At 67.3% G+C, this 14,799-nt stretch carries 16 protein-coding genes; 8 read left to right on the forward strand and 8 right to left on the reverse strand.

Annotation, left to right across the window (positions count from 1 at the left end; all coding sequences use genetic code 11):
* The first annotated feature begins 9 nt into the window (after nucleotides 1-9).
* From JHC79_RS14315 to JHC79_RS14325, 3 genes are read left to right on the forward strand one after another with little or no spacing between them, the layout of a single operon-like run.
* A complete protein-coding gene (locus JHC79_RS14315; protein ID WP_296391897.1) occupies nucleotides 10-582 on the forward strand; it encodes a septum formation initiator family protein in 573 nt (190 codons plus the stop codon).
* A gap of 10 nt (nucleotides 583-592) precedes the next feature.
* On the forward strand, nucleotides 593-1,129 hold the full coding sequence (locus tag JHC79_RS14320) for a DUF501 domain-containing protein (protein ID WP_296391899.1): 537 nt from the start codon (nucleotides 593-595) through the stop codon (nucleotides 1,127-1,129).
* Nucleotides 1,126-2,067, forward strand: coding sequence for a Ppx/GppA phosphatase family protein (locus JHC79_RS14325; protein WP_296391900.1), 942 nt, complete (start codon nucleotides 1,126-1,128; stop codon nucleotides 2,065-2,067). Before JHC79_RS14320 ends, JHC79_RS14325 begins: the two co-directional genes overlap by 4 nt.
* Before the next feature lie 22 nt (nucleotides 2,068-2,089).
* On the opposite strand, the gene JHC79_RS14330 is transcribed toward JHC79_RS14325, so the two are convergent.
* The 5 genes from JHC79_RS14330 to JHC79_RS14350 form a co-directional block, all read right to left on the reverse strand.
* Nucleotides 2,090-2,575 carry a DUF4395 domain-containing protein gene (locus tag JHC79_RS14330; protein ID WP_296391902.1) on the reverse strand — a complete coding sequence of 162 codons (486 nt, stop codon included), beginning with the start codon at nucleotides 2,573-2,575 and terminating at the stop codon, nucleotides 2,090-2,092.
* A 101-nt stretch (nucleotides 2,576-2,676) separates the two neighbouring features.
* On the reverse strand, nucleotides 2,677-4,110 hold the full coding sequence (locus JHC79_RS14335; RefSeq protein ID WP_296391904.1) for a DHA2 family efflux MFS transporter permease subunit: 1,434 nt from the start codon (nucleotides 4,108-4,110) through the stop codon (nucleotides 2,677-2,679).
* A 74-nt stretch (nucleotides 4,111-4,184) separates the two neighbouring features.
* The gene (locus JHC79_RS14340; protein WP_296391907.1) at nucleotides 4,185-4,460 is read right to left on the reverse strand and encodes a hypothetical protein; all 276 of its coding nucleotides are present in this window, start codon (nucleotides 4,458-4,460) and stop codon (nucleotides 4,185-4,187) included.
* Between the two features lie 71 nt (nucleotides 4,461-4,531).
* Entirely contained in the window at nucleotides 4,532-5,722 is a 1,191-nt protein-coding gene (locus tag JHC79_RS14345; RefSeq protein ID WP_296391908.1) for an acyl-CoA desaturase, read from the reverse strand.
* Nucleotides 5,723-5,733: 11 nt separating this feature from the next.
* Nucleotides 5,734-6,825, reverse strand: coding sequence for an FAD-binding oxidoreductase (locus tag JHC79_RS14350; protein WP_296391910.1), 1,092 nt, complete (start codon nucleotides 6,823-6,825; stop codon nucleotides 5,734-5,736).
* 154 nt (nucleotides 6,826-6,979) lie between these two features.
* Between JHC79_RS14350 and JHC79_RS14355 the strand changes: the two genes are divergently transcribed.
* Nucleotides 6,980-7,675 (forward strand): TetR family transcriptional regulator, encoded by a 696-nt coding sequence (locus tag JHC79_RS14355; RefSeq protein WP_296391912.1) that lies wholly within the window; start codon nucleotides 6,980-6,982, stop codon nucleotides 7,673-7,675.
* A 27-nt stretch (nucleotides 7,676-7,702) separates the two neighbouring features.
* Nucleotides 7,703-8,296, forward strand: coding sequence for a hypothetical protein (locus JHC79_RS14360; RefSeq protein WP_296391913.1), 594 nt, complete (start codon nucleotides 7,703-7,705; stop codon nucleotides 8,294-8,296).
* A 17-nt stretch (nucleotides 8,297-8,313) separates the two neighbouring features.
* Here JHC79_RS14360 and JHC79_RS14365 read toward each other — a convergent pair whose 3' ends face one another.
* The gene (locus tag JHC79_RS14365) at nucleotides 8,314-9,054 is read right to left on the reverse strand and encodes a trypsin-like peptidase domain-containing protein (protein WP_296391915.1); all 741 of its coding nucleotides are present in this window, start codon (nucleotides 9,052-9,054) and stop codon (nucleotides 8,314-8,316) included.
* Between the two features lie 56 nt (nucleotides 9,055-9,110).
* Nucleotides 9,111-10,508, reverse strand: coding sequence for an esterase-like activity of phytase family protein (locus JHC79_RS14370; protein ID WP_296391916.1), 1,398 nt, complete (start codon nucleotides 10,506-10,508; stop codon nucleotides 9,111-9,113).
* Between the two features lie 105 nt (nucleotides 10,509-10,613).
* On the opposite strand from JHC79_RS14370, the gene JHC79_RS14375 reads away from it, so the two are divergent.
* Nucleotides 10,614-11,471, forward strand: coding sequence for a hypothetical protein (locus tag JHC79_RS14375; RefSeq protein ID WP_296391918.1), 858 nt, complete (start codon nucleotides 10,614-10,616; stop codon nucleotides 11,469-11,471).
* Nucleotides 11,472-11,498: 27 nt separating this feature from the next.
* On the opposite strand, the gene JHC79_RS14380 is transcribed toward JHC79_RS14375, so the two are convergent.
* Complete coding sequence (locus tag JHC79_RS14380) at nucleotides 11,499-12,239, reverse strand: SIMPL domain-containing protein (RefSeq protein ID WP_296391920.1); 741 nt, start codon at nucleotides 12,237-12,239, stop codon at nucleotides 11,499-11,501.
* Nucleotides 12,240-12,374: 135 nt separating this feature from the next.
* On the opposite strand from JHC79_RS14380, the gene JHC79_RS14385 reads away from it, so the two are divergent.
* Together JHC79_RS14385 and JHC79_RS14390 are read left to right on the forward strand one after the other, a co-directional pair.
* A complete protein-coding gene (locus JHC79_RS14385) occupies nucleotides 12,375-13,535 on the forward strand; it encodes a phosphotransferase family protein (protein WP_296391921.1) in 1,161 nt (386 codons plus the stop codon).
* A gap of 37 nt (nucleotides 13,536-13,572) precedes the next feature.
* A complete protein-coding gene (locus tag JHC79_RS14390; RefSeq protein WP_296391923.1) occupies nucleotides 13,573-14,697 on the forward strand; it encodes a hypothetical protein in 1,125 nt (374 codons plus the stop codon).
* The last annotated feature ends 102 nt before the right edge of the window (nucleotides 14,698-14,799 follow it).

A 14,799-nucleotide genomic window follows, 5' to 3' on the forward strand; every position in this document is an offset into this window, starting at 1 on the left:
GGAACTGCCATGGCACAGCGGAAGAAGCCGGACGGTCGGACGCGCAGGACTGCGCGTCCGGCCTCGGGCCGCCGTGTCGACGGCAGGCGAGAGCAGCGACGGGATCTGCGCCGGGCCGACGGCGACCGGGACGCGCGGATGTCATCCGCGCGTTCGGAGGTAGACCCCGAGGCCGGCGTCGTCGAGAGCGCCCCGACGGCGGGGCGGGTCCGCGGACTGAGCCCCAAACGCGCCGTCGTCCTCGCGTTGGTCCTCAGCGTCGTGGCACTCACGCTTGCGGTCCCGTTGCGGACCTACTTCTCGCAGCGTTCGGAGTTCGACCAGCTGCGCAGCACCAATTCCTCGTTGCGCAAAGAGGTCTCGGACTACCAGGCCAAGGTCGACGAGCAGAGCGATCCGGCGAACATCGCCGCACAGGCCCGGGATCGGCTGCAGTTCGTCATGCCCGGGGACAAGGCGCTGGTGATGCAGTTCCCGACGCCCCCGGAGAAGAGCGACGAGCAGAAGCGCGCCGAGCGCCGAGCGGGCGATCCCTGGTACTCGCAGCTGTTGGAGTCGGTGTCCACGCCGGTGCAGAAGTGAGCCCGCACCGGTGACCGATGTGTCGCAGGCGGATCTCGACGTGGTCGCCGAGCAGCTCGGCCGTGAGCCCCGCGGTGTGCTCGCCGTCAGCTACCGCACGCCCGACGGTGTGCCCGCGGTCGTGATGACCGCACCCCGGCTCCCCGACGGCACCCCGTTTCCGACGCTGTACTACCTCACCGACCCGCGGCTGACCGCCGAGGCGAGTCGACTGGAATCCGCGGGTGTCATGCGGGCCATGAGCCGACGCCTGACCACCGACACAGACCTGGCGCAGCGCTACCGCCGCGCCCACGAGGCGTACCTGGCCGAACGCGACGAGATCGACTCCCTCGGAACCGATTTCACCGGTGGCGGTATGCCCGATCGGGTGAAGTGCCTGCACGTCCTGATGGCGCACTCGTTGGCGAAGGGCGTGGGGGTCAACCCGCTCGGTGACGAGGCGGTCGCGCTCGCCGCGCAGTCGCGACTGCGGGGAACGGCCCTGCCCGCGGACTGGCCGCAGGTGTCGGACTTCCCCGGCCTGACCGAGGACGACGAATCGTGAGCATCGTCGCCGCGGTGGACTGTGGCACCAACTCCATCCGACTGCTCATCGCCCGTCGTGACGACAGCGGACTCGTCGACCTGCACCGTGAGATGCGTGTCGTCCGACTCGGCGAGGGTGTCGACGCGACCGGGTCGTTCACCGACGCGGCCGTGGCCAGGACGCGAGCGGCGCTGGCCGACTACGCCGCGATCATGATCGCCCACGACGTCACCGCCGTCCGGATGGTCGCGACCTCGGCGACCCGCGACGCATCCAACCGTGACGAGTTCTTCGACATGACCCGCGAACTGCTCGGTCCTGTCGTCGCGGGGTCGGTGGCCGAGGTCATCACCGGTGACGAGGAGGCGCGGTTGTCGTTCGCCGGTGCCGTCGGCGAATTCGACGCGGCCGACGGACCATTCGTCGTCACCGACCTCGGCGGCGGGTCCACCGAGGTCGTACTCGGGCGCGGTGGCGACGTCACCGCGGCGTACTCCGCGAACATCGGATGCGTGCGTCTGACCGAGCGGGTGCTGGCGTCCGACCCGCCGACCCCCGACGAGATCGCCACCGCGCGCGGCATCGCCCGTGACGAGTTGCGCCGCGCGTTCGCCGCGGTCCCCGTCGCGCAGGCGTCGACGTGGGTTGGTGTCGCCGGCACCATGACCACACTCGCGGCGCTGGCCGCAGACCTGGCCACCTACGACCCCGACCTGATCCACCGCTCGCGGGTGTCCTTCGAGCGGCTGCGCGAGGTCTGTGAGCAGTTGGTCGCCATGACCCGCGCCGAGCGCGCGGCGTTGGGACCCATGCATCCCGGCCGTGTCGACGTCATCGGCGGCGGCGCGTTGGTGACCCTCGAACTCGCGCGCGTACTCGAGGCCGAGGCGGGGATCACCGAACTCGTGGTCAGCGAGCACGACATCCTCGACGGGATCGCGCTGTCCATCAGTTGAGGGCCCAACGGCCCCCACGCCGTCAGGCGGGCTGGCGCAGCGAGATGTTGTTGCAGGCCTCGCACACGCTCTGCGGGATGACGCCGCGGCGCTGCAGGAAGCCGAAGATGATGCAGCCCAGGCAGATCCCGAACACCGACTCGAGCAACGCCGCGACCACCACGAGGCCGGCGGTGATCTGCGCTGCGAGTCCGTAGCCCAGCAGACTCAGCACCAGCGCGACGCCGGTGATGGTGAGGCCGATGGCCTGAGCGAACCGCTTCGGCGGGCCCGGGACCATCTTGGTGAGGCCGAGGCGGGGGACGATCACGCGGACCGAGAGCTGTCCGAAGGGCGACAGCGTCGGACCCGAGATGACCCGCAGGAGGAACCCAGCGGCGAGGATCGCGTAGAGGGCGGGATGGTTCACCGCGATGGTGACGACCGCGAGGATCACCACGAGTCCGGCGGTGGTCCGAGCGGCGTACTCGTTGACCGGGTTCGGGAACTTCAGCGATGACGGGAGCACGGCATCGACGGTAATGGGGTCTGACCTGCGCGACAAGTATTCGCGCACGGTGGTGCTTTATCCCGCATCGGGAATATTCCGGGGTGGGCGCCGGACCGCGGTCAGGCGGTGGCCGGCTCTTCGTCGACGACCGTCTCGAGGTGGGCCTTCACCTCGGAGATGCCCGGCAGCAGAGCGCTGCACAGTGCCGCCAGGGCGTAACCGACGATCGGCACCCATGCGGCGATGGTCAGTGCGTGGAGGAGCTCGGACTGGGTGTAGCGGCCGGCGGCCCCGAAGAACAGCACTCCGGTCACCGCGATGCCCAGGGCGCCGCCGACCTGTTGGAACGTCCCGAGTACGCCGGACGCGGCCCCGGAGTCCGCGGCATCGACCGTGGCCAGGGCGATGTCGAGGAGCGGGACCACCATCACGGTGAGACCGATGCCTGCGATGGCCATCGGGATCACCGTGTCCCACGCCGAGTAGTCGGTGCCGGTCGAATTGAACACGTAGATCGTCCACGCCGTCCCGACGGCCATCAGCGTCCCGCCGATGGCGGGCAGGATCCGTCCGAGTCGGGCCACGAGTGCCGCCGCCACGCCGGCGGCCAGCGTCGCGCCGATGCTGAACGGCAGCGTCAACGCCCCGGAAACGATGGCGGTGAACCCCAGTCCGGTCTGCACGTACAGCGCGAGGATGAGGAAGAACGAGTTGATCGACCCCTGGAACAGGAACTGGATGGTCAGGCCGCCGGTGAAACCTCGGTTGGCGAACAGCCGCAACGGCATCATGGCGCTGTCCGCACCGTGGCGCCGTTCGTTGAGCACGAACAGCGCGAGCACCACCGGAGAGAGCGCCATGAGCAGATAGGACCAGACCGGCCAGCCGAGCTGGCGTCCCTCGACCAGGGGATAGACGATCAGCAGGATGCCGCCGACCGCGAGCACCACCCCGAGCGGATCCAACGGCGAGGGTCGGTCTGCCGTCGAGTTCGGCACGAGCAGCAGTGCCGCGATGACGATCACGATCCCGATGGGGATGTTGATGAAGAAGATCGCGCGCCACCCGCCGCCGAGGGGGTTGTTGGTGACCAGCCACCCGCCCAGGACCGGTCCGATGACGGCGGCCATGGCGGTGATCACGCCGATGACGGCGAATATCGCGGCTCGCTCCCTGGGCTTGTAGAGCGCCTGGACGCTGGCCAACACCTGCGGCACCATCAGCCCCGCGAAGAGACCCTGGGCCACCCGGGATGCGACGAGGGTTTCACCGTTCTGGGCCAGCGACGCGGTCAGCGAGGCGAGCGTGAACCCGGTGATGCCTGCGATGAACACCCGTTGACGGCCGTAGCGGTCGCCGAGTCGGCCCGAGGTGATGAGCACGCCCGCGAAGGCCAGCACGTAGCCGCTGACGATCCACTCGATCTGAGACGGGGTGCTGCCGAGGTCCTCGCGGATCGCGGGCAGGGCCACGTTGACGATGGTGACGTCCATGAGGTCCATGAACATCGCGAACGTCAGAACGGCCATGGCCAGGCCGCGGAAGCGGGTCATGGGCTCAGAGCGTAACGGTCAGGTCGGACGGATGTACGACCGTGAGCGTGCGGAACGACCTCGAGTGTCGAACGCTAGGAGCGACGCTCATCGGGCAGATACTCACCCTGGGTGTCGATCACGTCGTCGGGGGAGGGGAGCTGGGGCACATCGTCGAGGTCGCCCTCGTCGATCTGAGCCTTCTTCGCCGCCTCACGCATCTCCACCCCGTCGGCGACGAGGTCGCCGATCTCACGGGTGATGTCGACGATGGCCCCGGTGATGATGGTGGCGATCCGCCCGACGTGCGAGGCCGTCGATTCCACGGCCTCCTGCAGCAGGTCCTTGTTGCGTTCGAACTTGCCGACCATCGTCTACACCACCCTCATCGGTCCGGGGCCGTCACCGTCTGTGGGTCGCCTCGCGGCACCCCACACACCGATCAGGCGACTCCCTTGCGTTCGCGATCGACCTTAACACTGAAGTTGTCGTCGTCCTCGGTCCAGGAATTGGGCAGCGAGAGCTTGGCGATCTTCTTCCAGGTCGAGAAGATCTGATGGCTGAAAGTGCCCGTGTTGTAGGGCAATCCGTGCTTCTCGCAGATCGCGCGCACCTCGGGAGCGATCTCCGGGTAGCGGTTGGCCGGGATGTCGGGGAACAGGTGGTGCTCGATCTGGTGCGAGAGGTTTCCGCTCATGATGTGGAACAGCGGGGTGCCGGTGATGTTGGCCGAGCCGAGCATCTGACGCAGGTACCACTGCCCCTTGGTCTCGTTCTCGCACTCCTCGGGGGTGAACGTCTGCACACCGGACGGGAAGTGTCCGCAGAAGATGATCGAGAACGTCCACAGGTTGCGGACCAGGTTCGCGCTGACGTTGCCCGCCACCGTGATCGGGAACAGGGGGCCGGTCAGGGCGGGGAAGACGATGTAGTCCTTGAGGACCTGCTTGCTGGCCTTGCGCCACATACCCTTCGCGAGGCCCTTGATGTCGGTCCACTTGCGCTTGCCCGCCACGATGTTCTCGGCCTCGAGATCGTGCAGCATGACGCCCCACTCGAAACCGACCATCAGCAGCGATGCGTAGAGCAGGTTGCCGAGGTAGTACGGGTTCCAGTCCTGGTCGCGGTCCATCCGCATGATCCCGTACCCGATGTCGCGGTCTTCGCCGACGATGTTGGTGAAGGTGTGGTGCATGTAGTTGTGGCTGTGACGCCACTGATCGGCGGGGCACACGGTGTCCCACTCGAACTCGCGGGAGTTCAGCGACGGCTCACGCATCCAGTCGTACTGGCCGTGCATGACGTTGTGCCCGATCTCCATGTTGTCGAGGATCTTCGACACCGCGAGCGATCCGACACCGGCGATCCATGCCGGCGGGAACCACCCGAGGTAGGCGAGGCCGCGACCGGCGACCTCGAATCCGCGCTGCGCCTTGATGATCTTGTAGATGTAGTCGCGGTCGGACTGGCCGAGGTCGGCGACGACGCGGGCGCGCAGTTCGTCGAGCTCGCGGCCCAGTGCCTCGACCTCCTCGTAGGACAGGACCAGCTCGGTCTTCTTCGACCCGTTCTTCTTCGAGTCGGCCGACTTCTCGTCGGACGCGGTGCTGGTGGGAAGCTGCATGATCGTCATGGTGTCTCCTTCTAGATGTCGATCTCGACGTCGCCGACCGGCGCGGAGATACAGAGCTGGATGTGGGTGTCGGAATCGGTGTCGACGTCCCCGGTGAGCACGTTGCGGGTGCACCCGGACTTCTTCACCGCGCTGCAGGAGAAGCAGATGCCCATTCGGCACCCGAACTCCGGTGACAGACCGGCGGCCTCTGCCTGCTCGAGGATGGTGTGACCGTCGTTCTCGGCCGTGCGGGCCGACGACGCGAACGACAGCGTGCCGCTGACCGGTTCGTTCGGGTCCGGCGCCACGGACGGCGCTGTGAACGCCTCGCTGTGCAGGGCGCCGTCGAGATCGCGCTCGCTGTAGTACTCCCGCACCGCCTCCATCAGACCGGCCGGACCACACAGGAAGGTCTGCGCCTGTGCGAAGTTCGGGGCGAGCTCGGTGAGGTGTTCCGGACGGAAGTGTCCGGTCGGGCCGTCCGCGTCGGTGTGACGGGTGTAGATGGTGTGGATGTCGATCGACGGGTTGGCGGCGGCGATCGCGTTCAGTTCGTCGGCGTAGACGGCGTCGGCAGGGGTGGTCGCGTAGTGGATGAACACAGACGAACCGGTGTGCCGTTCGGCGACGAGCGTGCGCAGCATTGAGAGTACAGGTGTAATCCCACTGCCCCCGCTGATGAAGACGGCCTGTTCGGGTCGCTGCTGCGGCAGGACGAAGTCGCCGGTGGCGGGCTGCAGGCCCATCACGTCGCCGATCGCCGCGTGGTCACGGAGGTGTCGCGAGACGAAGCCGTCATCGTGGGCGGTGATGGTCAGCTCGATGAAGCCGTCCGGTCCGCACTCAGCGTTGGCCGGCGAGAAGCAGCGGGTGTGACGGACACCCTTGATCACGGTGCTGAGCTGGATGTACTGCCCGGCGCGGAAGCCGGTCCACTGTCGTGTGGGCGCCAGGGTGAGCGTCACGGTGCGGGCGGTGTCCCGTCGGACGTCGACAACGCGGCCACGGAGATCGCTCCACGTGATCATCGGGTCGACGAGTTCGAGATAGCGGTCCACCGGGTGCGGTGCCAGTGCGGCTTCGATCACCGAACCGAGCATTGCCGGAAAGCGGTCGAGCATCGCTGCCTCCAGAGGGTGCGAGAATGGGGCTGTACCGTCCACCGATTTTCGGTGAACACTTGTACACGGATAGTGTGCCACTGGACAGGGTGCGATGGTCAAGCATTGCGGGATGTAACAACCGTCACAGGGCCCGTTCTCCTACACTTGCTCCGTGTCGCGGTCCAGAAACCACGCCTCGCCTCCCCGACCGCCGACCCGGTCGGCTGCGGTCGATGCCTCCGAGAGTCGGTCAGCGCGCAAGGGTCGTACCCGGCAGGCGCTGCTCGACGAGACTCTTGCGCTCGTGGCCGACCGCAGTTTCGCGAGCCTGAGCCTGCGCGAGGTGGCCAAGGCCGCAGGCATCGTGCCCACCGCGTTCTACCGCCACTTCGCCTCGATGGAAGATCTCGGCGTGACCGTGGTCGAGGACTCGATGCGGGTCCTGCGCAAGACGTTGCGCGAGGGGCGTCGCGATCTCGCGACCCGCAATGCGGTTCCCACGGTGAAGAGTTCGGTCGCGATCCTCGTCCAGCAGGTTCGCGAGAACGAGGCGCAGTTCCGGTTCCTGATCCGTGAGCAGCACGGCGGGGTGTCGGAGATCCGGCGGGCCATCGACACCGAGCTGCGGCTGTTCGTCAAGGAACTCGCCATCGATCTGTCGCGCATACCCGAGCTGGCTCACTGGGGTGCCGATGATCTGGAACTCGCCGCCGACCTCATGGTCAACGTGCTCCTGCAGGCGGTGGCCGAGATGCTCGAGGCCAATCGACGCGACAACGGCGACGACCGTGAGGTCACGGCGCGCTCGGAGCGCAAGCTGGTGATGGTGATCCTCGGCATGAATTCGTGGCGCACGTCCCAGCAATAGTCGCGCGTCGGTGAGAAACTGCCTGTCATGACCGGCGATCCGACACCGCCTGACCCCGGGTACCCCGACGCACCGCCACCTCCCGGCCACGTGGGCCCGTCACGTGGGGTCATCATCACCCTCGGTGTGCTGATCGTGGTGTTCGTCGTCGGGTTGGCGGCCATCGTCGGGTACTGGGTGCTGGGGCGATCCGATTCCGGTGGTGCTCTCCCGACCACGGCGCCGATCGCGTCCACGTCGACGGTCACGGTGACGCCGTCGGCGACCGGCGAACCGCCGGTGACGACCACCCGCAGCCGCACCAGCAGTCCGGCGCCGAGCACGAGCTCGTTGCCGGTGTCGACCGCCGCCGGGGCGCCGGAGGGTTCCCGGGCCTGTCCTGTCCAGTATGGACAGACCGGCCTCTACGGGGCGTCGTCGGTCGGATCGTCGGCCACGACCTGCGGTTTCGCCGAGCAGGTACGGCTCGCCTACTCCGCCAGTGGTCGTCCGGGGCAGTTACCGCGCACGGTACGGGCGACGAGTCCGGAGACCGGTCAGCGCATCGCAATGATGTGCGCGGCGAAGGGCCCGATCGTCACGTGCACCGGGGGCGACGACGCCGTGGTCTACCTGTACTGATCGCCTGGACCGGCGGTTCAGCAGACCGCCGCGCCCGTGGGTGGGGCCGTGTCGCCCGGTCCGCCGTCATCTGCCCGTGCGATCAGCGCGGTGAGGTCGGCGTCGAACATGGGTGAGTGCGAGATGAAGCTGACGCAGCCGCCCTGGTTGTAGCCGCCGACCAGTCCGATCGTCGTGGCGCGACCGGTCATCCAGGGTGAGCCGCTGGTCCCGTCCACGAGTCCGCGGCAGGTCACCGTCGGGGAGTCCCGCGCCTCCCGGGTGCGGCCGTGGCATCCGATCGGGGTGTCGCCGGACCCGGCGCCGTACCCGACCACCCGGATGGCCTTCCCGACACCGAACGAGCCGATGGCGAAGCCGCGGCCGGTCACCGACTCGAGCGTCCGGTGTGAGGTCTGCGGCTCGGGGCGCACGCGGAGTACCGCGTAGTCCCGGTTGACGTCCTGGCCGGTGAGCCAACCGGGGTCGAGATAAACCGAGGTGACCGTCCAGCGACCGAAGGGCGCCTCCGCCGCGCGGTACGCGGGTACATAGGTGAACGGACCGGTGGCGCCGGTCAGGCAGTGCGCCGCGGTGAGGACGAGATCGCCGGAGCGGCTGTGCACCGATTCTGCCGTGCACGTGTGCCGATCGGTGTCACCGACGAACAGCGCGCCGATCTTGCGGTTGGCGTGGACGTCGATCGACGTCGACGAGGCGGCGCCACCGATCAACGCCGAGGCCAGGATGACCACCACGAAGATCATCAGGTGCCGCATCGGGTCGATGGTATCGACGCCGGCCGACGACTGCGCTGCTCAGCCGTGGCGGTGGGTCATTTGCCTGCTTCGGGGAGTCGGGTGGTGTCGACCACCAGGATCTCGCCGGAGTCCTGCTTGCCGTCGGGCAGGATCTTCGGCTTCAGCGCGAACGGCGGGGAGTCGTTTGCGAGGCCGGCGAGCCCGAAGTCGCTGTCGTTGGAGATGACCAGGGTCGACCCGCCGTCGAGGACGGCGACGCCCTCCACCTTGTCGTGGCCGAAGAACGCCCCGGATGGGTCGATCCGGGTCACCAGCGCGCCCAGATCGAGGTCGAGTTCCTTTGTCGTGGTGGTGATCTTGGACGCACGCAGCGTCTCGATCGCCACGGAGTCGGTGGCGACGCCGACGGCGGTCTCGATGGCGCGCCCGCCGATCTGGAGGCCACCGGCGTCGGCGACGTACCGCGCGCCGGGCACCGTCGACCTGGGGCCGACGTCGGTGGCATCGGAGATGTCGGCGACGTAGAGCTTCTTGTCGGCACCGGGCTCGAGTTTGCCATCGCGTTCGTCGACGATGAACCGGGTGTTGCTCAGCGCGGTGATCTCGGAGACGGCGACCTTGGTCTTCCGCGGATTCGCCAACGGGTAGAGGTACTCCGACACCGCCTTGGTCGTCAGGTTCACGGTGACGATACGTGTCACGGGAACGGATTTGGCCGATCCCTTCAGTCCGGGAGTCTTCAGGGCCGACTGCATGACGCCCACGAGGGTGCTGCCGTCGGGCGTGACGGTGAGTCCCTCCATTCCCTGGTTCGGTGTCCGCAGCGACAACTCTCTCGGCAGAGTTTCGTCGAACGGCGAGAGGCGTCCCATCTCTTTGCCCTTCGCGTCGAAGTGCACGAGGTAGGGGCCGTATTCGTCGGACACCCAGAAGGTCCCGTCGGCCAGCGCGACGAGTCCCTCGGTGTCGAGGCCGTGATCGGATCGCGGCAGTGCGCGGCCGTTGATGTCGACGAGGGACTCACCGGTGTCCGCGCGGGGGTCGACGAGACCGTTCAGCGGGGCGCCGTCGGTACCCGACAGCGTGATCGTCTTCGTCAGCACGGCGCGGCCGTCGGAGAGTCGGAACCGGCCGATGGCCGGATGGAAGTCGGGGATCGGCAACACCTTCTCGGTGTCGGTGCGGCCGTCGACGTTCGGTCCTCGGTCGGTGAGTCCGTAGAACTCGTCGCGGGCCCCCGGCACCGGGGTGAGGGCGGATCCGTACGCGCTACCGCCGATCGTGACGCCGCCGATCGTCGCCAGTGGTGGGATGTCGGTGGTGTAGACCGTCACCGCATTGGTCGCGCTCGCGGTGGCGGAGGTGCTCCCGGAGTCGGAACCAGTAACTGGATCCGGCGACGACGAGCAGGCGCTGGATGCGACAACCATCGCAATTCCGGCGGGGACCAACAGCTTTCGAACAATGTGCATCGGGCAGGGGTACCAGGGGCGATCGACGCTCAGGTGGCGGGCGCATGAACAACGCCCGGTCGTTCCGGCCCCCGCCGTTCATTAGCTCGGCATAGCTTTCGAGCCATGAGTCGGACCCGTCTGCCCATGTCCCTGCGCGCCGCCGCTGTCGCGGTGGCCACCGTCGTCTCCATCACCGCGGGGGCCGGCGTCGCTTCGGCTGATGCGAACGCCACGCCGGACTACGAGGTCAAGCTGGACCTGCTGCCCGCGGCGCTGGACAGCTCGGGAGCGCCGTCGGCGGCTGTACGCAGCGCGTTCGGGCTGTCGACGACCGCGTCGTCGCGCTCGTACGAGTACTTCGACACCAGCTCACGTGCCCTGAAAGGGCAGGGCTGGAGCGTGCGGCTGCGCCACAAGAGCGGCAAGGACCTGGAACTGAACTACAAGAAGCGATTCGACGTGTCGAACGGCGACGTCACCTCGGCCCTCGACACCGCCAACCGTGCCGGCTTCGACTCGTCCGACACGAACTACGACGCCCAGGTCGACTGGGGCTACAGCGCGCAGGAGCTCAGCTTCAGCAACGACAAGTCGGCGAGCGGGTCGGGCTATTCCGGGACGTCGTTGCCTGCGGTGTCGACCGCGCGGTCGCTCCTGGTGTCGAACATTCCCGGCAAGCTCGATGACTGGACCGCGAAGCACTGGGGTACCGATCGCCTGACCGAGTCGGCGGCCCACGGTCCGGTGACAACCAAGGTCTACAGCGGGTCCTGGCAGGGGACCGAGCCGAGCATCGAGGTGCTGACGGTCCCCGCTGCGTCGGGCGGCGGAACGCAGACGGTCATCGAGTTGTCGTTCACTGTCGACACCCGCTCCGAGGCGTCGAGCTTACGTTCCAAGGCCATCTCGCTGACTGACTCGAACGCCTGGCTCTACCACGGCGACATCCTCAAGACGGACCTCATCCTCGACCGGCTTTAGAGGCCGTTCCGGAAGGGCTCGGTCAGGTCAGTTCAGCGCCCACTTCACGCTGACCGAGACGTTGATGGTCTGCTGCCCGGGTTCGATGGGGACCGCGAGGCTCGATGACGCGCTGCGGTCCGCCGACGCCGGCTGGTCCTGACCGCTGATGTTCTCCGAGATCGACAGCACCTTTCCGAGGCCGCTGTCGGAGAGTTTCGCGTACTGCTCGGCGCGGTCCTTGGCGTCGGCGAAAGCGCGGGAGCGGGCGTCGGAGAGCAGCTTCGAGTTGTCGTCGACCCGGAACGACACCCCGGACAGCCGAGTGGCGTTGCCGCCCGCCGACACCGCGTCGCCGAGCACGGTGGACGCCTTCGCCAGGTCACGGACGGTGACCCGCAGCGTGTTGGTGGCCTGATAACCGGAGATCGCGTTGCTGCCGCCCGGGAGGGCGCCCGCGTACTGCGGGGTGATGGAGACCTGCTGGGTCTGCACGTCCTTGCGATCCACACCTGCCGACACCACCGCATCGGTGACGGTGCGCACGCTGCTGTTGGCCTGCGCGATCGCCGCGGTCACGTCGGCGGCCTGGGTCTCGACACCGATCTGTGCGGTGAGGGTGTCCGGGGTGCCCTGCACCTCGCCGACACCGTTGACGGTGACCGCGGGCGGCCCGTCGGCCGAGGAGGTCGACGGTGAGCTGTCGCTGCCGCACGCAGTGACGAGCGTCAGCGCCAGCAGGAGGGTGCCGGCGCCGAGCGCCTGCGATGTCAGCCGATGTCGTGTCATCCGACCAGTGTCACCGATGCCGTCGGAGAGCGACCGACGAATCGAACTAAAACGTGTTCTATTTCCGGCCTCCCGGCGTAGCATCCACAACCACCGTCGATCGACACCGATCACGGTAGATGATTGGGATCGCTTATGGCTGATGGTGTTTCGTCCGTCGAGCATCGGGACGCCGCCGACGCCGATCACGGTGACGTGGCGCGCCCCAAGGAGTCGCAGCGCGATCCCGTGATGTTGCGCGAACGGCTCGGTGTGTGGTTGCAGGGGGTACAGGGCGCAGATGCGGTGATAGAGGATCTGCAGATCCCGTCGGCCAACGGCATGTCCAGCGAGACCATCCTGTTCGATGCCCGCTGGTCCGGGCAGGTGCATCGATTGGTCGCTCGGGTCGCGCCGCTGGCGGAGTCCGACCCGGTGTTCGCCACCTATGACCTCGACCGCCAGTACGCGGTGATGAAGCGGGTCGCCGAGACAACCGAGGTACCCGTCCCCGCGCTGTACTGGTCGGAACCCGATCCGGGACCGCTCGGGTCGCCGTTCTTCGTGATGGAGCGGATCGACGGGGTCATCCCTCCGGACGTCATGCCGTACACGTTCGGTTCGTGGGTGACCGAGGCGAGCGACGACGAGCTCGCGCTGCTCGAACGCAGCGCGGTGGAGACCATCGCGGCAATCCACGCGGCGCCGGTGGACGACGACCTGCTCGAGGCCCCCGGCGATGGCGAGACCCCGCTACGCGCGCATGTCCGACGACTGCAGGAGTTCTACGAGTGGGCCGGCGCCGGACACCCACGCTCTCCGTTGATCGAGCGGGCGTTCGAGTGGATCGACGACAACCTCCCGGCCGAGAGCGACCCCGCCCTGTCCTGGGGAGACGCCCGGATCGGCAACATGATCTTCGCCGATTTCCGGCCGGTGGCCGTACTCGACTGGGAGATGGCCTGTCTCGGACCGCGCGAGCTCGACCTGGGGTGGACGATCTTCCTGCACCGCTTCTTCCAGGACATCACCGAGATGGCGGGGCTACCAGGGTTGCCCGATCTCCTCGGACGAGCGCGTGTGGCCGAGATCTACCGTCAGGCAACAGGGTACGAGGTCCAGGATCTGGACTTCTACATCACCTACGCGTCGATCATCCACGCGGTCATCATGTACCGCATCCAGATTCGTGCGATCACCTTCGGTCATGCCACCGTTCCGGATGACCCCGACGACATGATCATGCATCGCGCCACGGTGGACGCGATGCTCGCCGGGACATACTGGGCGGACAAGGACGTCGGGGACCGACCATGACGACGACTGCGGGCATGACTGCGCCTGGATCCAGACGATGACCCTGTCGAGCATGGACGACTACCCCGTCCACCAGGTCGCCGAGGTGATCCGCCATCCGGGTACCTCCGACCGGAACTTCTACGATCGCTACTACTTCAACTGTCACGGCAGCGACCCCTCCCTGCCCTGGCTGATCGTCGGCTTCGGTGTCTACCCGAACCTGGGCGTCACCGACTGCTTCGCGGTGCTGCGACACGGCGGCGACCACCGCGTATTCCGCGCGTCACGCGCCCTCGGTGCCGAACGGTCCGACCTCTCGGTGGGCCCGTTCCGCATAGAGATCGAGGAGGGCCTGGAACGTCTGCGACTGGTACTCGACGACGACAACGTGGGCATGTCGTTCGACCTGACATTCACCGGGATCAGTCCGGCGACGCTGGAGGCCAGGCACTTCCAACGCCGACTCGACCGGGTGTTCATCGACACGATGCGTTTCGTGCAAACCGGCTCCTGGTCGGGTGCGCTGACCGTGGCCGATGAGTCCTTCGACGTCACCCCCGACACCTGGCGCGGTAATCGGGATCGGTCGTGGGGTGTTCGACCTGTCGGAGAGCCCGAACCACCCGGTCGTGCGGTGACCGAGACACACGGGTCCTTTTTCTGGATCTACGCCGTGATCGCATGCCGGGACCACTCGATCGTCGTTCTGCTGCAGGAGACCTCGACCGGTGAGCGGGTGGTCGACGAGACCCAGAGGATCTGGCACGATCGCGACCGGCCCGCCGAATGGCTCGGCAGGGTCGAGCACACCATCACCTTCCGGCCCGGAACTCGTGAGCCGATCGCCGCAACGCTCGTCTTCACCCGCCCTGGCGGTGCGGTGACCACCGTCGAGTGCGTCCCGCAGCTGGCCAACTTCCTGGGCTTCGGCACGGGGTACGGGTTGGAGCAGGACTGGCGACACGGCATGTGGCAGGGCGAGCTCGAGGTGCAGAACAGCCACACCCTCGTCGACGATCTCGACGACACCATGAAACTGTTCTGTCCGATCGACCATCTCACCGAATTCACCATCAGCGACGGTGATTCGATCGAGCGTGCTCGCGGTCTCTTCGAATTCGCCGTCATCGGGCCGCACGAGCAGTACGGCTTCACCGACTTCATCGACGTTGCGGACTGAACTCGAGACTCGAGTTGCCCTGCGCTCACACTGTGAAGTTGTCAAAGAGCTGATGCGGTCCCGCGGGGCGGGTGCATGTTTTCGGGTGGTTTGTGGTGTGGT

It is taken from the genome of Williamsia sp. (assembly GCF_016462415.1).
GTDB lineage: Bacteria > Actinomycetota > Actinomycetes > Mycobacteriales > Mycobacteriaceae > Williamsia_A.